We start from the raw sequence: 23,423 nt of genomic DNA on the forward strand, positions 1-23,423 counted from the left end.
GTTACACCCTCTTTTTTTAATAACTCAGATTAAGCATCCGCAATGCACATTGGTTACTCAAAGGCTGCGCTGGCATCAGATAACCTAATTCTTAAACGAAGTCAGGACTGCCGCTTAAATAATCTCTAATTCAGTTTTTATTTTTTTTGATGCAATATCATTGTCCATGTCCTTCATTTTTCTTGAGAGAATCACAAAGACGATCAGCCCAATTATCATGATTATGGCAGGGAACAGACAAAAACCGTTTTTAATCCCCTGAATCAGCTCCGGAGTTGGTGTCATATCGGCAATATACCCGGCCGATGCCAGTACTGCTGTTATGATGACGCTTTTTATGAAGTTTCCGACTTTGATTGGTGTCGTCAACAGGGCCATGATAAAACCGCGGGCATTTTTCCCAGTTCGCCATTCGCCATAATCAACACAAGAAGAATACATGGCCACAACCAGGGAATCCGGCAGGCCGTAACCGACAAAGGATACCAGCATCACTATTTTGAAAGCGGTTGGCGACAATGGAAACAGCCAGGTAATCAGCAGGCCGGCAATGAAAATACACAATGCCCCTATATAAGCCTTATTCGGTCCAAACCGCTTTGCCACCGTGGTCGCCAATGTTGCTGAAATCAGGATAACAACGGTCAGACCGGTCATGAAGATCGCCATGCCCGGGAGATCATTAAGGACATATTTAAAATAGTAGAATGACAGACCCAGGACCACAAACTTCCCTACATATCTGCCGAGATCGATTAAAAGCAAACCGATTAACGGCGGATTCTGGAGCAACTGTTTGAGGATTTCACGAATCGGCATGCCTTCGGTTTTTTGAGACTTGAGAGTGGTTCCCCGAAAAGCATATTCTTTTGTCAGGAAAAAAAACGTCCAATAGCACAATACCATAATCAAGGCAACCATGATGACAACCGTAAGATAACCGCGTGCCGGATCATTGAAGGCAATGCTGGCCGCCTGGATGGCTTTCACTCCGACATATGCGAAGGTAAGGGAACCAAGGGCATTGAAAACGCCTCGATTGGCGGACATCTTAACCCTTTCTTCGACATCAGACGTCAGCGCACTGTTCATCGCTATATGAGCGGAATAGTAAACATCGAACACCAAATGGCCGACGACAAAACCGATACATGCCGTAATGGCATTAGTCACCGGACTTCCTATTTTTAAAAATTGAAGGATATAAAGCATCGCCGCTATTGGTGGACCAATCAACAGCCATGATCGGAATTTCCCCCACTTCAGGTTGCTTTTCTGCAGGATGATCCCAGCAACCGGAACCCAAATCAGATCAAAGATACTGGTAATCATGAGCACTGACCCTGCCAACGCAACCGGCATTTTAACCGCATCAGTTAAGAATGCCGAAAAAAACATGAGTTCAACATAGATAAAAATCTGAAACCCAAACGAAGGCAAACCATAGAGATAGATAACACTTTTCTTTAATTTTTCTGCCATTTTGTTTCCTTTCTAAATAATTTGAATGTTTTTAATGTGCCATATCAAATGCAAGATCCTGTTAGCTTTATCTCCTGTTCGGCCTGTTATCCACAACTTTATATAAAACCAACAATCCGGCCGGCGATGGGCAGCCAGAGCGTAGCCAAGCCAATAAATGCCAATTGCAGCCAGACCGTGGCCTTAGGCATATCCGTCATTTTATAATAGCCGGCGGTATAGGTAATCAATGGGATCGTATCGATGGGAAATAAATAACAGTTTCCGGCACACAGCCCCAGGGTAATGATGAGCAGGGCCGGATTGATCCCGATGGTGACCCCCAAACTGACAATCACCGGAGATAGCACTCCGATCAGGGCCGGCGCTACCGGCACAACCAGCATAATCAGAAAAGCCATCACCGCCACAAAGAAAACGGCTCCCATAGTGGATACCGACAGGGATGTGGGTAAAATATAGGTCACAAACCACTCGGTGATGCCGTTTGCCACAATTGTACTGGCAATGCATAAAACCGTCCCGATCAGGATAAAGGAGGTCCAGCTGACGGCTTTCATATACTTGTCCCAGGTTAAGACTCTGATGCCGGGAAGGAATAAGCACACACAGCCGAACAAGGCCACAACGGCCACTTCAATGGCAGGAAAAAAGGAACTGAGCAACCAGAAAAACATCATCCCGGATGCAATAATAATCACTTTGATTTCGCGCGTGCCGATTTTTTCTTTGACCTCAATGGTGGTCAGATACTGCCTGATATCATCGGCATCGATTTCAGCCGGGGGATATATTTTTGTTAATACCAGCCACGAAAGGGGCACCATAACCAGCACAATGGGAATCGCACAGGCCATCCACTGGATAAAGGTAATCTGAATCCCGGCCAAATCCCTTAACAGCCCAATGGTCAGAATATTGATGCCGCTGCCGGCTGGGGTCATGATTCCTCCCAACATGATGGCAATGGGGATTCCCATCATCAGGGATTTGGCGGTTTTTCGGCGATCCGCATCATTTTTGAAAAGTGTCAGGAAGCTGGCGCCGATGCCCATAAAAACAACAACAGTGGGCACATCGGTGACAATGGAGGAAACAATGGCACCGGCGATCATGATGGCCAGCACGCAGGTTTTAACATCTTTTCCGAATCTTTTAATCAGCGCATGGAGGATCCGCGGTACAATCGGAGTCGAGCTGACAGCTTCGGACAAACCGAAAGAAGCCAGCACGAAAAATAAGATCGGATTGGTAAAACCGATTAAACCGGACGCTAAATTTTTCGTTACTCCCAGTACCGGTAACAAACCCAGACATAAGAAACAGATGACACCAACCGGAAGCGCTTCAGAAATCAACATGATCAGAAAGAACAAAAGGATGCCGATGGTAACCATCCCCTGATCGGTTAAACCAACTGGTACAGGCAGAAAAAAAGTGGCAACAAGTACGGTTATGCTTAATATTATGCCGATTAGCTGTTTTCTATTCATTATCCACCTCAAGACTTTATTTTATGACTTTATTTTATGATTTCATTTTAATTAACAAGAAGCCAATTCGTGATTCAGAAAAGGCTTCTTGATTTATTTGACATTAATTATTGATTTTCAAATTAAAAGTTTGATTAACGGTGCAGTTTTAAAACATTTCCTTAGTCATTCGGTCAATTGCTTCATCGGTTGCTTCATAAACACCCGGGAATGAGCTGACATTCAATCCCTGGCTGGCACCGGGAATAAAGTATAGCTTACCGCATCGTCGACAGGCTGTTTCCACTTTTTCCTCAATGTTTTCCTTGGTCCAGCCAGGGAAGTCAATGACGCCGCTGTCGATATCGCCCATGAATGTAATTTTTCCGCCATATTCTTTTATTAAATCCGGAACATGGTTGGTTGTCATAACACCCTGCCAGATATCGATTCCCATTTCAATCATAGCTGGGACCAGATTGGCAGCATAGCTGTCACTATGATGAATAATCAATTCAACACCATTGTCTTTATAGTAACCATAAATTTTCTTATATGCCGGAACAAAGAATTCCTCAAACATGGCTGGGGAGATAAAAGAGTTAATCTGGCTACCCCAGTCATCATGATGAAAAACAGCATCCGGGTGAAGATGATCAACAAATTCTTTGGCCAGCTTCAGTTCGAATTCCACAATATAATCAATCAGTTCATGCATGGCTTCCGGTTCCTCATAATAGGCCATTAATGCTTCTTCCATACTCATCAGGTAATGTACCTGCTCGAAAATACCCGGAGCAACAAAAACAGTGACATACTGATCATTTCGATCGACTGCTTCAGCATCGGCGATAGCCACCGCCCATGATTCTTCCGAGCATTCGACGGAAGGAGCTTTAACGTAATCCCGCCATTTGGTAATGTCTTTAATAACAATATGTTCCTCATCGTGAACCGGGAATGCTCCCAATTGACCTTCCGGCCAGCGGATGGTTACTCCCCATTCATTGACTATTTCTCCACCGATTGGCGGTTTAATGCGGGTAATCGGGGTTCTCATCATCATCGCAAACGCTTCATATTGTTTGACAAAGCGATCCGGATTGCCACCCTTCATCACTTCTACTAAGTTCTGTTTTTTTGTCAACATTATAATTTCTCCTTTTTAATTAACTCTATTTAGGTGTTTCGTCTTTAAATTATTTTACAGGTCCAAAAATCCCTTCGCGGTAGGCGCCGATGTATTCCATGCAGTATTCGTCTTCGCCCAACAGCGCTTCCGTGGCGAAGATAATGCCCATTAAATCGCGGTTTAATGGATCAAGGATGGCACTGTCCAGTCCGGCGTTCATAGCCAGAACCACAAAGCCCATGTTAACCATTTTACGAACTGGGAGGTTAAAAGAAATGTTGCTGACTGCACCGGTGACATGGATGGTGGGGTACTGGGTTTTGATCTCTTTAATGACTTCGGTGACCATGGCAATGCCGTCTTCGGAAGTGCAGAGCATTTCAACCAGGGGGTCAATGTGCATCCGGGCAGGATCGATCTTATATTCCTTGACTTTGGCCATTAAATCGGCAAATACGTCCAGTCGGTCTTTGGCGGTTTTGGGGATGCCTTTATCGCTGTTTAATAGGGCCACACATTCCCATTTGGTGTCGGCGATGGCAGCAAATGCGGCGTCAATCTTATCCCCTTCCAGGGATACGGAATTAAACAGTCCGGGTTTGTTGCAATAGTTCATGGACTCGATGCAGGTGTGGACGTTGGGGCTGTCCACCGCAATGGGAAGGTCAGTGGCATCCTGGACGATATCGATGAGCCATTTCATGGTTTCCAGTTCGATGTCATCGTCCACGGATGCGCAGACATCGATAAAGTCCACACCGGCTTCCGTTTGTTTAATGGCCAGCTCTCGAATAAAATCAGCATTCTTTTCCTTAATGGCCTTGGCGGTTGATGGAATCGCACCGTTTATTTTTTCTCCAATAATGATCATATTTATCTCCTTAGATTTATAAAACTAAGCGGTTGCCAGCTCTTTGGCTTTGACAGCGGCGGTTCCGGCATCGGGAGCAAATCCGTCAGCGCCAATTTCGGCTGCGTATTCCGGGGTCACCGGAGCTCCACCGACAATGACCTTGAATCCGGTTAAACCGCTGGCTTTGATGGTAGCAACAGCTTCTTTCATGGCCGGCATGGTTGAGGTTAGCAGACCTGAGCAGGCCACGATTTTAACATTATCATGATCTTTAATGGCCTGAACAAAAGTTTCGGCGGGTACGTCAACGCCAAGATCAACCATATCAAATCCGGCACTTTCAATCATCAGTGATACCAGGTTTTTCCCGATATCATGCAAGTCACCGGCTACGGTCCCAATGATGCAGGTGCCCAATTTTGAGGCACCGTCACCGGCCAGGTGTGGTTTAAGAACATCCACGCCCTTTGACATGGCTTTAGCAGCGATGAGCATTTCCGGCACGAAAATTTCTCCGGTTGAGAATTTTTCACCGACAACACCCATGGATTCAACCATAGCATCCAGAATATCCTGGGGATTATTCCCCGCGTCCAGTGCTTCTTGTACCAGACCCGGAACGAGTTTGGATTTTCCTGCTTCTACCTTAGCTTTTACTTCTTCAATTTTAGTCATTTTTTTCCTCCTTGGAATTAAATATTGTGGGCAATTGTGAAATTTTTAAAAATAGCCATAAATTGCTTGATGTCAGTTTTCATAAACAATTTCACAACCCGGTTGAACAGTGGATTCCACTATTCAGCCAGGTTTGAAAAATTGCTTCATGTAAACAGACAGACCGATAACGGTACTTTTTGCAAAGACCTGATTAAATTTTGTTCAAAATTCTCATGCTGATTTATTTTGCTTCAGATGTTAGTTGTTTTCTTTCTGCAACTTCCTGATTAATTTCAGCCATTCTTTTAGGTGTTAATGTGTATAATTTCATCATCAATAACAATCCTATTATCATAAAGATTGCTGGATACAATGCAAATCCATTTTTAATGCCCTGGACTAATTCCGGGGTAACTGCCATATCCGCAACATAGCTTACAGAACCAAGCACAGCGGCAATGATTACCGATCTGATAAAAATAGAAATTTTTATGGGGAAACTGATCAGTGACATGATAAATCCGCGGGCATTTTTCCCTGTTTTCCATTCACCATAGTCAACTGTTGCTGAGTACATAGCAACACCCAATGAATCTGGTAAGCCGTAACCGATATAGGCAACAAACATAACAATTTTGAAAACATTTGCCTGAAGTGGTAAAAACCATACCATCAGCAAGCCGATAACTAATAAACCCAGAGAAATTATGTACGCGTTTTTTTCGCCAATGCGCTTAGCAACAGGTGCCGCGATCATGGCTGCAAAGAAACTTACAATGGTTAATCCAGTCATAAATAATGCCAGTCCCGGTAAGTCATTGATGACATATTTGAAGTAATAAAATGCCATTCCAAAAATAACGAATCGACCCAAGTATCTTCCCAGTTCCACTAACATTAAACCTATTAAAGGTGGGTTGATTACAATTTGTTTTAGCATTTCTCCAACAGACATCTTGTCAGCTGGTTTTCCGATTTTTGTTTCACTACCACTTTGAGCATAGTCTTTTATCATAATAAAATAAATTACATTACATGCGATCATGATAAGGCCTGTGATGGCAGCCATGTAGGTATACCCTAAAACCGGATTACCGACACTGGCACCAATTGCTGTAATGGACTTAACTCCAAAGTAAGAAAATACGAGTGCACCAAGTGCATTGAACATTCCTCTGTTACTGGCCATAGAAATTCGTTCTTCACGAACGGTTGTCAGCGCATTATTCAGTGATATATGTGCTGCATAAAAGGTATTCCAGACAAGATGACTGACGGCAAAACCAACAAAAATTATGAGTGCACTAGTTGTTGATGAACCAATTTGTGAAAACTGAAGCACATAAAACACTGCGGCAATGGGAGGACCTACCAAAAGCCATGAACGGTATTTACCCCATTTCATATTGCTTTTTTCCAGGATAACTCCAGATGTTGGTACCGCTAAAATATCAACGATACTGGTAGCAAGTAAGATGATACTTACAATTGCTAAAGGTAATTTTGCAAAATCGGTTAAAAAGGCTGCGAAAAAAAAGACTTCAATGTTTACGAGTGTTTGAAATCCAAAAGAAGGCAATCCATAAAGATTAATAACTGATTTTTTCAATGGTTTATTCATAATTTTTCTCCTCTGTTTTTTGAATTTAATAAAATAATAATGATTCCTTTTTATGACCCTTAGTCCTAACCACATAAAATGGTCAATCCACATACCTTGAGCCAGTCTCAAAGATTCTATCCAATATCTCCGTCAGTACTGATTAATTTTGCAAGATAATTTTCGTTTACAGTGCAATCCTGCCCGTTCTCCTTTCTCATTAAATCGATGATCACTGAAGAGATTTTGATTATTCAAAGATTAACTTATTGACTTTTTTGCTTCTTATTAGTAAATTATTTTATAATTACTAGTGTTTTTATAACATGATTGTACTCGTATTCATTCCAAATGTCAACCGTATTTTTAGTATATTTTATTGATTTAACTAATTATTGATGCATGTAATCGTTATTAGCTGTTATCATTCTTGTATTTTAAACGATTTCCTTTTGTTTTATATGTTTTTATTCATAAATATTTTTATCAAGCATTGGGATATTTTATAAAATTTCAATATTTACAATTTATTATAAATATTGATTTATCCATTTCCGAGTGTCCAAAAGGCATCATCATAATGGTACCCGATCTTCCCTCTTTTTTTGATACAAACCACATGATACAATCAAAAAGAGCATTTTTCTCATGAAGGGTCATTTTTGGCAGACAATTTTTTTTGTCATATTTTGGAACATCATCATTTCAGTTATGTTCGTTGTCATTATTTTTATTCTTGAAATCATTGCGTTCTTTTCTTTGCGCCAGCTTATGGGAAACACCATGGCTTTATCGATTTTTATCGCATCTTTTGGTTTTTTAGTGATACCTTCTGCTGCAAGACGAAATCAAATTCAGCACAAATTAAATGAGTTGATTACTCCTGAAAATTAGGGGTAAAATAACTGCATCGCTATATTAATTAAACCACCATCATAGAAGGGAGAAAAAAAATGGATAAGAGAAAATGGACAAAGCAAGAAATTGATACGTATCGAGAAAATAATAGCACTTTTTATTACCTCAACCCCGAAGATTCAAATTTTCTTGTGCCCAAACCATATGGGCTGGGCTGGACTGTAAACTGGGCAAATCCAAAGACTTGGTTCTTTGTTTTTCTCATCACCAGTTTTTATGTGGCACGATTCTTTTACAGACGTCAAAAAAAGTCTAAAAACACTTAATCCTACTAGGCTGTTTCTTGGTGTTCAATCTTCAATGTGACAATCAAAACGTCCCTACTATTTCTGTCTTTAATAAAGACAGTGCAAATTTTAGTTGTGATTAAATCACCTCCATTATATAATGAAATGTATCTATATAATGGAGGTAATCCCGTGCCAAAAGTACTGATTTTAACGTCTAAGAAACGTGTGTCAAAATTTTCCGATTTAACAATAATCCCAGCGGACTGGAAACTAGTTTTCGGCGAAGACCTTACTACAGATGAGGCCGTTCTAAAAACTGCCGGCGATGCGGATTTTATTTTTGCCGATGCCATCCGAAAAATCAGCAAAACCCTGATTGATAATATGCCCAATCTGAAATTGATTCATTCCGAAGGCGTCGGCTATAATAAAATCGATATTGACGCCGCCAAAGAAAAAGGTATTTATGTCTGCAACAATACCGCCGCCAACTCGGCGGCGGTGGCTGAACACGCTATCCTGTTAATGCTGGGACTCCAGCGACGGCTTCTGGAAGGGGATCATATGGTCCGCAGCGGCCAACAGATCCAGGCTAAGGGCTCGTTTATTCTGGACGGTATTCCCGAACTGAGATCTTGTCATATCGGACTGGTGGGACTGGGTTCCATTGCCCTCGAAACCGCCAAACGATTGAAAGCTTTTGGGCCAAAACTCAGCTATTTTAATCGCTCCCGAAAAAATAAAGCAGAAGATGAACTTGGACTGAGCTATCTATCCATGGAAGAACTCTGTAAGCAGTGCGACATCATCAGCTTCCATCTGCCGGTGACTCCGGAAACCACCGGGATCATCAATCAGAAACTGCTGGCTCTAATGAAACCAACTGCTCTGCTGATCAATACGGCCCGGGGTGAGCTGGTTGTACAGGAAGATCTGGTCAACGCATTGATTAATGGCCAAATCGCCGGAGCAGGCCTGGATACCATGTATCCCGAGCCCGTTACCCTGGATAATCCTCTGCTTAATCTGCCGGAGGATTGTCACTACAAACTACTGTTCACTCCCCATATCGCCGGCACTACCAGACAGGCTTTTGAAAAAATGCACAAAACGGTTTGGACGAATATTTTAGCAGTATCAAAGGGTGAAATTCCCATTAATATTGTCAATGGCGTATAAGATCCCCGAAATTCAAAAATCCCGGCAACCCTTTTTCTAAGGATTGTCGGGATCTTTAATTTGATTGATGTATAAATACTTGGGAATTTAAAGCCACCACTACTGTTCAATTCTGGTAACTTTCATCATTTTTCCAGCATCAGGTGAGACAAATCCAATGGGATTCCCTTCGGTAATACAGGATACAAACCCATCTACTATTTATTAAATACCAGGCATTGATCACTAAAGCCCGCCGGTGGTATACCCAGGCCCTGATTCAGCCTTGCCCAATAATTAACACTGGCAATGGTGCTGGCCAGCATGACAATTTCTTTTTCAGAAAATTCACTGGTTAAATTTTAATGAATTTTTCTGTCAGATCTGGAGGAGTACTTGATAAAATGATGGCATACTCAAGCGCCAGTAGTTCACGAAGGTTAAACGTTGCAACCGACTGGACCTCTCGTTTACCCTGCAATACCAACAGCTCATCTCCGGTAATACCATTCTTATTGATACCATCCGCATTCATATCAATACAAAATGCGCATGAACAGATCAATGATGCCTGCAGTCTGACCAGATTAAGCAACCTTTTCTCCTGAGGGGTTTTTCCTTTTGCAGTCATCATTTCTAAAACACCGGACCCTACGGCAGCTCTGGGGTACCAGGCCAAAAGGCGGGCTGGCAATAAATCCTTGCCGGTTTCTTTTTTTGCAATAAACAAGCCCAGTTTAAGCAAAAACGGTATTTTTTTAGGTGGTTTTATAAAAGCTTTTTCCATTCTAAAACCTCACTTTATTCTTATGCCGACAGTATACCTTTTTTCTATGCAACCAAACTTAATATTATTTTAAAACACCCGCTTCCAGTGAAGTATCTGGGTGATCTTATGAACAATCAGTTCCTTTTATTCTGAAAAATTTAACAACCTCTTTCGAGGTTGTCTAATCTTATTCAATTTGTATGGCTTTTTTCACTTCCAGCTCTTTTTCTTTAGGAATATGCACCTGTAAAATACCATTTACAAAACTGGCTTTGATGTCACCTGCTGCTACATTGGGAAGATGTATGCGTCTTTCCACGGAACTGAATGTACGCTCTCTATGAATATACCATTCATTTTCATCATTTATTTCTTCTTTTTTTAATGCATAGATTACCAATATGTCATTATCAAAATTGATTTGAATATCTTCTTTATCATAACCGGCAAATTCTGCATCAACAATATATTCACCTTTTTTTTCCTTTACATCAAGTTTGAAATCTTCGGTTGTAGAACTTTGAACAGGTGACTGGATGTCATCGATATAATCATCAACCATACTGTTGAAGTCTACCATATTATCCTTTTGCGGCATTGATTTATGTTTCTTATTAGGTGTTAAACCAGCCATTAGAAACGCCTCCTCTAAAATTTATTTTGCATCCTTTTTTTTTAATAGATGCTAATTGTATTTCAAATTTTACCCTTTTTAAAAACAATCAAACATCTTTAAGAAAAAGACTATCATTAATTGACTTCCCTGGCTAACTCATTCTCGTTTTGATAGTTTTTCCAAAGAGACCTTTGTTTAGACAATTTATTTTCTCTTTCTTGGAATAACCTCACATATTAAAACTGTTAGGGTAAGACTAAATTAGCAACCCCCCTGAAAACCCAACTTTTGGAAAAAATAACAGCGTCATTGATTGATGCCATCTATGATCATGATATTATTTTTAAAACTAAATCTGTTAGCTAAAAGTTGGCTAAATACGAAAAAAAGCCATTTATAAGAAACTTATAAATGGCTTTGCTATGCGGTTTTTGGTGTGCCCGGCGGGATTCGAACCCACGACCTCTCGGGATTAAAAACGTGTTTTAAACTGTTTTAGAATGGCTTGCTTATGCCATTCTTGCGCAATAAATTCACAAGAAAGCCAATGGTTTTTCGTTGTAAGTTGGCTAATAATTGGCTAATTATTAGCTCCTTTGAACAGCGCCTCAGGCAGTCCCAATACTACTAGAAACTTAGTTCGTTTCCCACATGCAAGACTACCTACAAATCATGGCACATCATTTAAATTTATATGTTTTTATTTCACATTTATTTAGGCATTAATTATTATTCAACAAGCTACTCTCGACTCTGAATAATAAATACTAAAACAAGTAAAAGTAATATTCCTAAAATCCCTGCACCTATCGAAAGCATATCATCACTTTTTTTAGGCACTAATGCAATTATAGAAGCTACTACACTCATAAATGCCAACCATAAAACGGATTTATTAAGTCTTGAAAGCATTCTTTCCTTCTTTTCTTCATTTATCTGATTATAAAACAACGTAGTATTATTGCAGATAAACAAAAAATACTTTTGTTTATCTGCAATTAATTTATCAAAGTCATTTGCTGTTGGATACAATTCATCCCTGTTATGTCCTACTTCGACCCACTTTTCGTGAAATTCTGCAGAGGAAAACCCTGACATATTTTTGCATACCAATTCAAAATTATTTGTTTTATCTCTGTCTAAAGATACATCAAAATTTTGACAGATAAAAAACTTTTGCATTTCAGCATCAATATTCATTGTATCCTTACACACACTTCTAAGAGATACGTTTAGAAAGTCTCTTACCTTACATAGATATTCTAGCCCTGCATAAATATTTTTTCCTAATTCTTCATTAATACTTATTGTTTCAAGTATTTTTCTTGTAAACATGATTGCTATATTTTCGAAAGAGTCACTACCCTTTTGACAATCAAAAATTAATTCTTTATCGAAAGCATTATACTTATTAGATATCTTTTCGAAACCTTCAATTAGCGATATTTTTTTTGCTGTTCTGTCTTCGAGTAATTCTTTATTCTTTTCAATAATGGGAGTATAGGCAATCATTTTCTTTATATTGCATAGTCTATAATAATTTTTTCTTGTTTTTCCACAAATAGACCAAAAGTCAGAGAATACATCAATTATTTGCTGATTTTCTGCAAAGTAAACATCTTCATCATCTTTAGGATAGCTATTTTTTGCATTACTCATTTTTTTCCTCACTCAAAATTCAATTGAAACTTTATTTTATAAACCCTGATTCCAATAAATGGAATTTAGTGTCAAATGGTTAATCTTTCTAAATTTCTTTAATTCCTCATTCAGCAATAAACCAGTATGAATCCTCTCGTTCTCGATTACCCTTACACTTTCTTCGTCACAATCAAAAACCAAATTTTTGTTTTTCTTTCTTTCTAGTTCATCACGAAAGCTTGAAAGTATGCCTTGGATATATTCTTTAAACTGCTCCTTTTCAATATCTGATTCAAATAGCAGAACAATTTCCATAAATTTACGTCGAGCAGTACATGCTTCATCTGACGTTTCATCAAATAAATATAAGTGCATCTTATAATCCATAGTTTCTTTGATATAATACCTGTATGTAAGATGTTGCTGATGATATTGATCTAAATCAATATGGTCCCATGTAGGCGTTGTAGTAATATATCTTCCACTATCCAGTATTACTATTTGACAAGAATATAAAATTGTTGAAAAATATTTACAGTTAATCATTTCATAATACGAAGAATTATTTGTCTGATAGTAGCAATAAAATTCTAGATTTTCTCTTCTACTAATTCTTTCATTATCTTTATCATCATATCTATTAACAGTAAACTCTGGGTTTTCTTCATAATAATGTGTTTCACCGCGTTTCATCCAGCGTACTTTATAACCTAAATAGATTCTTAAACGTTCTAATGGCAATGGAACCAGACCAAACCTCTTTTTCCATAACCACTCTACATTCACTTCATCGGCAGATTTATCCCTTGGTGTATTAGTATCCATAACTCTTGTGTATATATAATTTCCTCTGATTTTTTCGCCCTTATCCACAAAATCTTCTGAGAGATAAAAAGGAGTTCTACTATTTCTTTTTATTATGAGCACATCAACTTCATGTAACCCTAGTTGCACCACTTTGAGTTCAAGTTCAGGACGATAACCCCCAATGAACTTTTTATCTCGAAGAAAAGTAATGAAATTCTCTTGGTTTTTTCTATTCGGGTCATCTTCAACTCCAAAAACTTCTCCTTGATCATTTACGCCAAAAATTATATATGCATCTCTATCGATCAAATTATTGGCCATACAAATAATATCATGGAGTAACTTAGCTTTGTTGTCGTGGTATTCTTGTTTGAAATCCCAGTAGGCTCCTTCATATCGCTTATCTAAAAAGTCATATAAGATATTTTCCATATTAACCACCATTAGATCTCTCTTTATATAATGTTGTATGTATTTTCAACTCTGCATTTGTTTTACCTCGTTTAGTGAAGTTCAATTTATTATACACTTCCTACACTATCGAACCCTACGCCTCAGGCAATTTTAAAATAAAGAGAATTGCCAGAGGCTTTGTTCGCTTTTAACAATACTGCCTCTACGTCGTGGCACCGTGGCTAATAAACTGAAGGCCACCGTGCCTATTTACTTTTGCGGTGAGCGCCTTCGTCCTGCCAATCTTGGCAGAGCGAGCGGCTTCATTACTTTTTGGGTTCGACTTCTGCACCAGGGGCGTAGAAATGCCTGCCCCGTGTTTCAGCTGGTGACAGGGCGGCCGGCTTTCCTACACTCCCTTACAACGTCTCTGATACCAGCGCCACCGGCAATTTTAATAGAAGAAGAATTGCCAGAGGCTTTGTTCTTTTTCTACAATGCTGCCTACATGTCGTGGCACCGTGGCCGATAAACTGAAGGCCACCGTGCCTATTTACTTTTGCAGCGATCGCCTTCGTCCTGCCAGGCGCTGGCAGAGCGAGCGGCTGAAAACTTTTTTGGTTCGACGCAACCTCCCGGGGCCTGGGAATTCCGGTGGCGCACCACCGACTTTTCCCAGACTCCCTCAGTGCCCGGCCGAAAACCTTTCGCACTTACTTCTGATATCCTCACCCACCCACCCCATATAGGTTTGTTTACGTGACTCAATCAATACGAATGCTTTCAATCTCTAAACTATTAAAAGTTCAAAAAATACAACATTGCTTCTTGTAAGAACTTGATCAGTAGATAAGTTCCATATTAAAACAGCTACCTTTAAATTCATTCGCAGTTACATCTATTTTATTTTTCCAATCATCTTTTTAACAAATTCAATATCATCCTTTTCTAAATCCTTGATGTCATCAAATAATATTTTATGCTCGGGATTTTCAGATAAATATTTTGCAATTTCTTTCGCATCTGCAGTTATATGATAAGCCCCTTGTTCTTCATGTACCTGATCTTCTTCTTTATTATCTGCACTTGGATATGGTCGCTCATCGTTATCCAGCCCCAGCAAATAATTCATATCCACATTAAAAAATACGCCAATATTTTTCAGTGTATCAAAATTCGGTTCACGTTCACCACGCTCATACATAGCCACCGCCGATGAAGAAATACCCAGTTTTTTCCCCAGATCAGCCTGGGTCATATCATTTTTTTTCCTAAGCAATCTAAGATTTTCGTTAAAACCGCCCATCCTTAGCCACCTCTTTTGGCTCATTATAGCACGTAAAGTGCTGCTTGTAAACAGAAAAGCACATGATGTGTTACACTTAGTAACATGATCAAGGCAAAAAGGAACGGGTTGACAATAACATATCTGCGTAAAAGCCGCTATGAATATAGTCTGTTTTTTACCAAACTGCGGCGGCTTGAGATTAATCAACACAATCCACCTCATATCAGCGGTATTTTTTAAACTAAATAATCAAATTTCCTAAAAATTATTACCCCCATAATTTGAATGTCGTTAATCATTGAATGCATTAACGAATATTTCCTCTTATTCATTCTTTTCGCTGAAAATGCAAATTGACCACTGCTTCTTTTTACTCTTGACGTTCGTTTTCAATGCCATTAATATTAAATAAAATACTTTTGAAAGAGGTGAAGAATGATATCTGAAATAGTTAATGAAATCAGGAGTGTGTTTGTTGCAATCGATGAGATGACCCAGGAAGAATTCAATGGCGCCACCGAGTTAAATTACTCGTCAATCGCCATATGTCCAACCTCACCAGATCCACACCTGGTTTACCAGAGTAACGGCAGGAAAACCCCGGAAAGATTTGAAGAATTATTGAAATACACCAAACATGCATTGCTGATCGATGATGCCAACCGCATCCTTGAAGAAAATGCCGACCTTGAATGGCTTCTTGAAAAACGATTTAGAAAAATGAAGAAATGCGAGACTATGAGCTTAAAATGAAACAAAATGTATAATCTCCTATTTTCACAAACTTTAGTATTTAAAAGATAATAAATTAAACCTATTTGGATTGATATGGTACAGAGCAATATCCGCAAAAATACTAAACAATTTATTAAGAGCCGTGTGGGTAATAGTTGGCGGTACACCAAGCTGAGCCGACTATCCCGCGCCTCGCTTGCAAAAGTTAAATACATAATTCTCTAGCCAGCTGATCTGCTAGATTCAACATGTAAAGAACGGGCCTATCTACCATATTTAATTCGCTAATCAATGAAATAATTCCACGTGGCACCCATTTTTGCAACGTTTCAATCAATTTATAATACCTACCAAATTTTTTCGCATTAGTGCATTGCTATGATATAATCCTAACAATCTAGTGAAATTTTATATTGATGAGGCGAATGGAAAATGAATGAACAACTGAAAAATATATTTTCAAAGATAAAATCCTATGCACGTAAGAAACCTTACTTATTCATATTTTTTACTTTTATTGTCGCCCTAGTAATTCCATGTATTCTTATTGGTTTCTATGCTATTGGTGCATGCGGGTTTGTTATTATAGAAACAAGTTTAACAGTGAGCGATGCACTTGATCTTTATGTCTCATGGTTAGCTTTTATGGGAACTGTTATCCTTGGCTGCGTTGCTATCTGGCAAAATAAAAATGCCAATAGGATCAGCAATCGCTTATTAGATCTCGAAAATTCAAAATTACAACCAGAAATATATATTGAAAATAACTCTTTTTCTTTAGAATTGATTGATAATTATGATCCAAATGGTGCTAAAGAAGACACTTTTGACGTTGTAACTCACAATTATGCAAAATTACAAAATTGGTGCTTATTAACATTTAAGATCATTAACCATTCAGATAATACAGCCGTTGATTTTTTTCTTATTTCATGCAAATTGAAAAATATAAAATTGGGAGAAGAAGATATTAATTGTAATATTACGAAATCTTATCACGATAAAATTTTATCCCGTCAATCAAAGGTCTATGGCATTTATTTTGATTTTAAAGATCTTAAACACCATGAGCTTTTTCAACCAAATGGTGATAACCAATACCTATATCAAATGATATTAACTTATGTCTGTGAAAATTCAAAAAAGAGTCAGACAACTTTTAATTATGATATTATTATTTATCTCGATACTAGTAGCAACACAAAAAATATTTATCAGTTAAAATAAAATTCAACAATTGCCAAATACTATCCTCTTCCTGAATATTCTCGGCAAGATTTCGCTTATTCAAAATATTTGAGCAAATAAAATAATACAGATTTTACAATTTATAATTTCTATGTACAAATCTTGCAATCACAATAGATAAGCCCTGACAATCAATAAGATTGCCGGGGCTTTAAAGGTTTTGAGTTCAAATTCTAATGTATTGAATAAAAGCTTAATAGGTAATCGAATTCCTAGGATAAACTTGAAAATGACAAAACAACTGATTGGGATATCGGATCACGCCGATGCCCTGGCCAACAGCAAAATCCGCCATGTGCTGCATAACCGCTTCGTTCATGTGCCCGGGGAAATAGCCATCGAAGGCTTCCCCGGTTAAATGACAGGAATCCGGCACCCCGCCCTCAGCACGATTGACCGGCGGGCAACGGGCGCCGCTTGATATGACCAGTGGCCAGCCGAAATAATCCCGTAAATTCTGGGCGAATCCTTTCAGTTTTTCACAGACATCCAGCCCGCAGCCGCAATAACATTTAAATTCATCCGGGGTGAAGTTTTTAAGGGCAATTGGGACCCGTTCAACAACTTGTGCTAATGGGCTATTCAAAGCGGCTGATAACGCATCGTGCGTACAGTCACCGACCATCCCATCCACCTTCAAATGATAATCGGTTTGAAATTTCTTAACCGCCGTTTCAGTGCGCACGCCGTTAATACCATCCACCGGACCAGGATCATAGCCCAGGGCGGTTAACGTTTCCTGGATCCATTTAATATAATCATCCATTTATTATTCCCTTTCTTTAAGCGCTTCGATGGCATTGGTGATAATCTTCGGCAGAGGTACTCCCATTAATCCGATATTTTCTGTGATCGACAATAGTTCATTGGCCACATAGGCAATCACCGTGGCATCCCGGATGATCGTTGTCTGTAACAAAAGATCCAGCCGGCAGGCAATGAGCACCACCGCCAGGGACGTGCCCTTGCGCAACAGCCCTTTCCAGGCGGCATAACTTTCCAGGGCTCCCTGTTTCGATTTCTGACTGTTCTTAAAGACGCCGGCCACGATTAACCCGGTTATATAATCGATGGCCATAAAAATAAAGAGCGACTGTAACCCAGTATCCCAGCCGCCAAGCAGATCCGCTATGAAGGCACCGGACAAAGCGATTCCGGTTAACGCCATTGTTTTAATGTCAATCATATTCATATGGCAAAAGCAGCCCCTGTAGGGGCTGCTCTGTGTTAAATGGCCGGTTTATCATAGAAATCGCTTTCGGTTGTTGCGACTAATTTACAGTCAACCTTTGAAACCAATGTCAGTCCATTGGGTTGAAAGATGTTGGCCGCAAGGATGGCATCCATTGCTGCGACTGCATTAGCCTGGGTAACAGTGGGATCTGCTTCGGAAATAGTCATGGTTGTGCTTTTGTCTTCTGAATTTTTAAAAACCATGACGAGTTTGTAATCTGGCATAAAATTCTCCTTTCATGAATTAAATTTTCACATTCTTCCTACTGACCATCATTAAAAAGTAATGAGGTCTGGGTGCGTTGAACTTCTTCAAGGGTCGGTACTTGCAAGCTGCAGATGGTTGTGGCGATTGCATGAATCGAATCGATGGTGGCATCGGCTTTCAGGTTGGAATACGTTTTGGTTTTAAACACTTCTTTACCATTCACCAAACCGCAATTTAGTCTGGTGACCATTTTTGTTGCTAAAACATCGCTGGTAATTGCCATAGATTTACCTCCTCTCCATTTTTATATAGCACAGTTAGTGCATTGGGAATGCCTAACTAGGGTGCATCTTACAATAATGATTTAATGCTTTTAAAACTGGTTTTATTGTGACAATTTATGGCGGCATTCCGGGTTGGCTTTGGATCGGTTTCATTGCCGCAGACGGTGCAGGTCACACAATATTTCTTTTGCGGTTCAAACACCGTTTTGATATCACAAAGGCCATTGCATATTGAGCATGGTTTAATGGCTTTCTCCATAATTCCCTCCACTTTTAAATTTGTTATCATCATTATAGCAAGCACATACACATAGTGTGTAGAATTTTAAAAAATTTGAAAGATAACTGCACTTTATGTTTATTTTCATAAACACAATACTTCATGAGATTTATTGTGTCCAAAGAAAACTATGTGAAGTTGAAATATTCTTAACCTAAACCAAAAGACTTCGTAATGAAACTTCTATCCTTCTTTGGATTAAGCCGTAACGTACCATTGAAGCATTGTAATGTAATATTGTAAATATAATTTCATACTCCAAAATTGTATGCAGATCATTTCTATTGTAATTTATTTCACAAAGTAGTATAATCAACAAAAATACCATGAGGTGAATTAATGAGTTCTGCAGATAGAAAACTTGGCTTTTATTGTTTGGAATTTAAATACTATGGAAATCAACATACCTTTTTTGATAATGATATATTTTTAAGCTTATTAGAATATATTCAAAATAGTTTAAGTGACCACGAAAAAATGTTGAACAATCAAAACACAAATAAATCTATGGGTCTTGAATGGTACGAAATATATGAAAGAGATCATTTAGAACTAATAAAAATTGTTCTAAAATCATGTAAATATAACCATTCGCCAAACTATATATCTAGTGAAGATGGATCTGAAAGAGAAAGTGATAAAAACTTGAAAGAAGGAGAAAAAGAAGCAACTCATTTATTATGTAAACGAGGAAATAACGAGCTGGAAATTATTTTAGAAGAAAGAAGAAGCGGTGCTACAATTGGTAATATTATAAAATACTTTAATCATCACTTAAAAAGATATGTCGAAATAAATAGTATTGATCCAAAATTCATTGTCGCATATTCTAGAGTACCTGTTGATGATATTGAGAAAGCGATTGATAATTTATCAAGAATTTGTTCAGCTGATATTTTCACACATAAAAATTTATTAACTTCTGGCGGTTTAGATATTATGGATAGATCTGATGTTTTTATGAAAGATGAAATCATGATTTCATGTGGAGTTAAAAGGGGCGAGAGTTTATTAAAATCCACTGCAAAAAATATTTATCATTCACTTGTATCTCAGGGAGAAGAGACTTCAAGAGTTAGAATACGGGGAAAAGATGGCAATAATGTAGGGATTACTATTGATAGTTACTTTACAAAAAAGATTGAGCGAGTAAACGTGGCATTAATTAAGGAGAGGGGTACAGTTGATAGCTTTGCATTATTTGCAAAAATGGAGGATATATTCGGTGTTGAAGAATAAAAAGACTAATATTGGTAAATTTTTATATTTTGATTGGTTAATTCCTATAGTTGATTATTTTAGGATTGTTAAATTTAATGAAGTTATCTTTGATATTGTTGTTCCTGCAATTATAGCAATTATTGTAACACTCATCTATTATCCAACTGCCCTCATTCAAAATGCGATAATATCATTAAATGAGATCCTTCCTAATGTTTTAGCTATTTTAATTGGGTTTAGCATATCTGCGATTGCTATCATAATATCAAGCGACAAAAAAAAATACGAAAAATCAGTAAAAGAAAAATTTATAGGGTCAGATCCTTTAACAATATATCGTTATCTATTAATTATAATGATTTTTACACTTTTACAGGAAATAATAGCATTATTATTAGTTTTTTTCGTATGCTTTTTTCGTGCAGTTTGGGGTAACATTATTACCGATTGTATTTTTTTAGGATTATATATTTTTTTGATTCTTAACATATTTGCTGTTTTAACAAGATCAATTGTATATCTATATGCATCAAATTATAGGAACAATTAAAAACAATTATTCTTATTTATTCCCATCTTATCTTATCTCATTTTAATTAAACTACGCATGCATAAATACAGGCACTACCCTTCGTTTGGGTGGGTGGGTAGGATACACAGCAGTCAATGCGAAAGGTTTCCAGCAACGCAGTAAGGGAGTCTGGGAAAAGTCGGTGGCGCGCCACCGGCGTTCCCAGGCCCCGAGGGTGACAGCGAACCAAAAAGTAATTTAGCCGCTCGCTCTGCCAGGGCCTGGCAGGACGAAGGCGAACGCCACTGACCTTTGCAGCGCCTTGGCCCTAAGCCAGGACGCAAAACCTGCAGGCAGTTTTGCAGGCACGAAAAAAGCATCGGGCGTTAGCCGGAGGCGTTGGTAGATGGTAAGTATAATTAATTAGACAGAGAGGCAGGGTAGTTATGATTGCCAGGTCTTCTTACATACCATACAAATCAATAACATACTCTTTAAAAGATGCTATATCACTGTAATACTTAAAACCTCGCTGATTAGCAATCTTATAATACTCGTCGGTTTCATCAAGCATCAATGCAACTGGTACGCTATATTCTTGTTGAATACCTGCAGGCCAGGCGACATCCAACATTGCCAGCATATTCCCGTCATCATCCGTTATTTCATAGTTAAGGTCACCCAATGGCAATCCTTTATCCTCCAACCATTGAAACAATTCAAGGATTTGCTCCTCTTCATCATTCATAACACCACCCTGATCGGTTGCGCTTCTTACTGTGAAATTTGTTATTGCCACTTCATGAACAGTGTTATTTACAAGGGAATCCAATAATTTATTTGCGGCATCGGCCAGCAATTCCCGTCGTTTGCCAAGAAATTCTTCATAATTATCCAGTTCAAGCAAATTGCTGTCTGTTGGTATCCAATGAGATTCAATCGCTCCAGGTGTTTTTTTCATGTAGTCTGGTATATATTCATTTGTTGGCTTATTGGAAATCGCCAAATTGGTATCTTTCGTTAAAAACGTATAGTTACCCAATGCATTGACAATGGATTTGGTATAACCCTGCTTATATAATAAATCTTTCGGAAAAATATGATGCACTTCCAAAGAAGAATTATGCCCCAATAGTGCATTGCTTAATTCAATCCCTGAACCAAAATCTCTGGCATGGTTAACCCGTGTTAATAAATATAACAACGGATAGAATCTGGCGCCGGTGCTCCATCCCCAGAAATCTTCCGGATGCAGTTTCAAATCCCCTCTATTTTGTCTTAGCTGGCGGATTAGTCCATCAACACCGTCACCGTTTGCCAGAATGCTTAAATCCTGTGCCATCACACTTTCTGTTGAACCAGCATAACGCCCCCATAAAAAAGTATGGATATACCAGTAAAGCAGTTTATTCCAATCAGCACTGGAATCGATTTTACCACCGGTCTTTTTGATCACTTCAATCATAACAGGGATTGAGAAACGACTTCCTAAAACCCGATTGTGATCCAGACCCAACCGTGAACCGATTTGATTCAGTATTGTACCGATCATTGCTTCTGTTTTTGGAACAGCGTCTTTTATGTCATTGATATCGACATTTCCCAAAGCAGCAAAGTATGGTTGATCCGTTAAATAGACGGTAATACATCGCAACAGCCAATCCAGCTCAAAGTCATACCTGGCGTCATGCAATCGCGCTAAAACAGCTTTTAACTCTCGCCTTGCATCCGGCCATTGTGCACATATTTTAGCCAGGGACAGATCCCCTTTGCTGAGCTTCGTTCCGCCGCTATTCACATTATTGAATATTTCGACCACCACATCAATCGTTTTATCGGCACCGGCTACCTGATCAATATGCAGATCTACTTTTTTAATATTATCAATTCGATTTAATTGATCCATATGTTTAATGAGATAATCATCACCAGGCATTGCAGCCATGCGTTTGGTGACAAAATTCCCAACACCCTCCTGCATCAGTTGTGTTACATTGATCCAGCTGGGATTATCCTTCATTTTCATGGGCATATAGAAACCGAAAATCTCTTCTTCCAAATCAAAGTATAAGTCCGTAAAGGCAGAGCTGTTGCCATCAAAGAATGCTGGCGCCTTGCCACGTATAATCCCATAGAGTGTTGTAATACGCTGTTGACCGTCTAATATGAGATTTACCGAACCCGGTGTTAATTCAAGAACGCCTCGGGATATTTCTTCATTGGTCTGTGTTACCCAAACTAACAGCCCGCCAATTGGAAAACCTTTATATAAGGAATTCATCAGTTTTCTGACTTGATCTCGGTTCCAGACATAACCACGCTGAAATTCTGGCAGTGCATAACTGCCAATTTCGATTTGACTTAGGATGGTTTGTATATCCATGACACTCTCCCTGTTTTAAATTTAGACACATATGTCATCAATCAGTATTGAATAACAACAATTGAACATTACTACAAAAATATTTATTTGGTTGATTTGCAAGACTATTTCTTTTTTATTATACACAACCACTTTGCTTTTGTCAGCAAAACAACCTATATTATTTGCACCCTACTAGTCGACTGAGATGAATAAAACCCCGGTAGATGCCCGGGGCTTTGTTCTCAACAAATATTTCCTGTTTTATATAATTGTGCAAATAAATTTTTTACTCGTTTACCAGTTCCTCTTCTATCTTTTGCTA

Annotated in this window: 25 protein-coding genes; 7 read left to right on the forward strand and 18 right to left on the reverse strand. The window is 38.6% G+C overall.

Annotated elements, in window-relative coordinates; translation table 11 throughout:
• Nucleotides 1–114: 114 nt before the first annotated feature.
• The 6 genes from AKG39_RS16660 to AKG39_RS16685 all read right to left on the reverse strand — a co-directional run bounded on the left by AKG39_RS16660 (nucleotide 115) and on the right by AKG39_RS16685 (nucleotide 7,217).
• Nucleotides 115–1,482, reverse strand: coding sequence for an MFS transporter (locus AKG39_RS16660; RefSeq protein ID WP_050741534.1), 1,368 nt, complete (start codon nucleotides 1,480–1,482; stop codon nucleotides 115–117).
• A gap of 98 nt (nucleotides 1,483–1,580) precedes the next feature.
• The gene (locus AKG39_RS16665; RefSeq protein WP_050741535.1) at nucleotides 1,581–2,975 is read right to left on the reverse strand and encodes an SLC13 family permease; all 1,395 of its coding nucleotides are present in this window, start codon (nucleotides 2,973–2,975) and stop codon (nucleotides 1,581–1,583) included.
• Between the two features lie 148 nt (nucleotides 2,976–3,123).
• Nucleotides 3,124–4,104, reverse strand: a complete 981-nt coding sequence (locus AKG39_RS16670; protein WP_050741536.1) for a uroporphyrinogen decarboxylase family protein — start codon at nucleotides 4,102–4,104, stop codon at nucleotides 3,124–3,126.
• A gap of 49 nt (nucleotides 4,105–4,153) precedes the next feature.
• Nucleotides 4,154–4,957, reverse strand: coding sequence for a methyltetrahydrofolate cobalamin methyltransferase (locus AKG39_RS16675; protein WP_050741537.1), 804 nt, complete (start codon nucleotides 4,955–4,957; stop codon nucleotides 4,154–4,156).
• A 24-nt stretch (nucleotides 4,958–4,981) separates the two neighbouring features.
• Nucleotides 4,982–5,614 (reverse strand): corrinoid protein, encoded by a 633-nt coding sequence (locus AKG39_RS16680; RefSeq protein WP_050741538.1) that lies wholly within the window; start codon nucleotides 5,612–5,614, stop codon nucleotides 4,982–4,984.
• Between the two features lie 223 nt (nucleotides 5,615–5,837).
• Nucleotides 5,838–7,217: an MFS transporter gene (locus AKG39_RS16685; protein ID WP_050741539.1), complete on the reverse strand. Its 1,380-nt coding sequence runs from the start codon at nucleotides 7,215–7,217 to the stop codon at nucleotides 5,838–5,840.
• Nucleotides 7,218–7,844: 627 nt separating this feature from the next.
• On the opposite strand from AKG39_RS16685, the gene AKG39_RS20140 reads away from it, so the two are divergent.
• The 3 genes from AKG39_RS20140 to AKG39_RS16700 all read left to right on the forward strand — a co-directional run bounded on the left by AKG39_RS20140 (nucleotide 7,845) and on the right by AKG39_RS16700 (nucleotide 9,523).
• The gene (locus AKG39_RS20140) at nucleotides 7,845–8,090 is read left to right on the forward strand and encodes a hypothetical protein (RefSeq protein WP_050741540.1); all 246 of its coding nucleotides are present in this window, start codon (nucleotides 7,845–7,847) and stop codon (nucleotides 8,088–8,090) included.
• A 59-nt stretch (nucleotides 8,091–8,149) separates the two neighbouring features.
• On the forward strand, nucleotides 8,150–8,380 hold the full coding sequence (locus AKG39_RS16695) for a DUF5808 domain-containing protein (RefSeq protein WP_050741541.1): 231 nt from the start codon (nucleotides 8,150–8,152) through the stop codon (nucleotides 8,378–8,380).
• Nucleotides 8,381–8,533: 153 nt separating this feature from the next.
• A complete protein-coding gene (locus AKG39_RS16700) occupies nucleotides 8,534–9,523 on the forward strand; it encodes a 2-hydroxyacid dehydrogenase (RefSeq protein ID WP_050741542.1) in 990 nt (329 codons plus the stop codon).
• 334 nt (nucleotides 9,524–9,857) lie between these two features.
• Here the strand turns inward: AKG39_RS16700 and AKG39_RS16705 are convergent, their stop codons facing one another.
• From AKG39_RS16705 to AKG39_RS19450, 6 genes are all read right to left on the reverse strand, one after another.
• Nucleotides 9,858–10,289, reverse strand: coding sequence for a carboxymuconolactone decarboxylase family protein (locus AKG39_RS16705; RefSeq protein WP_242852648.1), 432 nt, complete (start codon nucleotides 10,287–10,289; stop codon nucleotides 9,858–9,860).
• A 169-nt stretch (nucleotides 10,290–10,458) separates the two neighbouring features.
• Nucleotides 10,459–10,905, reverse strand: coding sequence for an Hsp20/alpha crystallin family protein (locus AKG39_RS16710; RefSeq protein ID WP_050741543.1), 447 nt, complete (start codon nucleotides 10,903–10,905; stop codon nucleotides 10,459–10,461).
• 723 nt (nucleotides 10,906–11,628) lie between these two features.
• A complete protein-coding gene (locus AKG39_RS16715) occupies nucleotides 11,629–12,546 on the reverse strand; it encodes a hypothetical protein (RefSeq protein WP_050741544.1) in 918 nt (305 codons plus the stop codon).
• Between the two features lie 36 nt (nucleotides 12,547–12,582).
• On the reverse strand, nucleotides 12,583–13,767 hold the full coding sequence (locus AKG39_RS16720; RefSeq protein WP_160316213.1) for an ATP-binding protein: 1,185 nt from the start codon (nucleotides 13,765–13,767) through the stop codon (nucleotides 12,583–12,585).
• Between the two features lie 510 nt (nucleotides 13,768–14,277).
• The gene (locus tag AKG39_RS16725) at nucleotides 14,278–14,460 is read right to left on the reverse strand and encodes a hypothetical protein (RefSeq protein ID WP_050741546.1); all 183 of its coding nucleotides are present in this window, start codon (nucleotides 14,458–14,460) and stop codon (nucleotides 14,278–14,280) included.
• A 166-nt stretch (nucleotides 14,461–14,626) separates the two neighbouring features.
• The gene (locus tag AKG39_RS19450) at nucleotides 14,627–15,223 is read right to left on the reverse strand and encodes a helix-turn-helix domain-containing protein (protein WP_242852649.1); all 597 of its coding nucleotides are present in this window, start codon (nucleotides 15,221–15,223) and stop codon (nucleotides 14,627–14,629) included.
• A 228-nt stretch (nucleotides 15,224–15,451) separates the two neighbouring features.
• Between AKG39_RS19450 and AKG39_RS16735 the strand changes: the two genes are divergently transcribed.
• Nucleotides 15,452–15,769 carry a hypothetical protein gene (locus tag AKG39_RS16735; protein WP_050741547.1) on the forward strand — a complete coding sequence of 106 codons (318 nt, stop codon included), beginning with the start codon at nucleotides 15,452–15,454 and terminating at the stop codon, nucleotides 15,767–15,769.
• A gap of 414 nt (nucleotides 15,770–16,183) precedes the next feature.
• Entirely contained in the window at nucleotides 16,184–16,978 is a 795-nt protein-coding gene (locus AKG39_RS16740) for a hypothetical protein (protein WP_050741548.1), read from the forward strand.
• A 214-nt stretch (nucleotides 16,979–17,192) separates the two neighbouring features.
• Here AKG39_RS16740 and AKG39_RS16745 read toward each other — a convergent pair whose 3' ends face one another.
• The 5 genes from AKG39_RS16745 to AKG39_RS16765 all read right to left on the reverse strand — a co-directional run bounded on the left by AKG39_RS16745 (nucleotide 17,193) and on the right by AKG39_RS16765 (nucleotide 18,983).
• Entirely contained in the window at nucleotides 17,193–17,765 is a 573-nt protein-coding gene (locus AKG39_RS16745; protein WP_050741549.1) for a peptidoglycan-binding protein, read from the reverse strand.
• Nucleotides 17,766–17,768: 3 nt separating this feature from the next.
• Nucleotides 17,769–18,191: a phage holin family protein gene (locus AKG39_RS16750; protein WP_050741550.1), complete on the reverse strand. Its 423-nt coding sequence runs from the start codon at nucleotides 18,189–18,191 to the stop codon at nucleotides 17,769–17,771.
• A 35-nt stretch (nucleotides 18,192–18,226) separates the two neighbouring features.
• Entirely contained in the window at nucleotides 18,227–18,457 is a 231-nt protein-coding gene (locus AKG39_RS16755; protein WP_050741551.1) for a DUF2922 domain-containing protein, read from the reverse strand.
• A gap of 38 nt (nucleotides 18,458–18,495) precedes the next feature.
• A complete protein-coding gene (locus tag AKG39_RS16760; RefSeq protein ID WP_050741552.1) occupies nucleotides 18,496–18,723 on the reverse strand; it encodes a DUF1659 domain-containing protein in 228 nt (75 codons plus the stop codon).
• 68 nt (nucleotides 18,724–18,791) lie between these two features.
• Nucleotides 18,792–18,983 carry a hypothetical protein gene (locus AKG39_RS16765; protein WP_050741553.1) on the reverse strand — a complete coding sequence of 64 codons (192 nt, stop codon included), beginning with the start codon at nucleotides 18,981–18,983 and terminating at the stop codon, nucleotides 18,792–18,794.
• Between the two features lie 360 nt (nucleotides 18,984–19,343).
• Here AKG39_RS16765 and AKG39_RS16770 point away from each other — a divergent pair, with 360 nt between their 5' ends.
• The gene (locus AKG39_RS16770) at nucleotides 19,344–20,243 is read left to right on the forward strand and encodes a hypothetical protein (protein WP_050741554.1); all 900 of its coding nucleotides are present in this window, start codon (nucleotides 19,344–19,346) and stop codon (nucleotides 20,241–20,243) included.
• Nucleotides 20,230–20,775 (forward strand): hypothetical protein, encoded by a 546-nt coding sequence (locus AKG39_RS16775; RefSeq protein ID WP_050741555.1) that lies wholly within the window; start codon nucleotides 20,230–20,232, stop codon nucleotides 20,773–20,775. Before AKG39_RS16770 ends, AKG39_RS16775 begins: the two co-directional genes overlap by 14 nt.
• Nucleotides 20,776–21,199: 424 nt before the next feature.
• Here the strand turns inward: AKG39_RS16775 and AKG39_RS16780 are convergent, their stop codons facing one another.
• Nucleotides 21,200–23,119 (reverse strand): GmrSD restriction endonuclease domain-containing protein, encoded by a 1,920-nt coding sequence (locus AKG39_RS16780; RefSeq protein WP_050741556.1) that lies wholly within the window; start codon nucleotides 23,117–23,119, stop codon nucleotides 21,200–21,202.
• Nucleotides 23,120–23,423: the final 304 nt, after the last annotated feature.

It is taken from the genome of Acetobacterium bakii (assembly GCF_001263355.1).
Taxonomy (GTDB): Bacteria; Bacillota; Clostridia; order Eubacteriales; family Eubacteriaceae; genus Acetobacterium; species Acetobacterium bakii.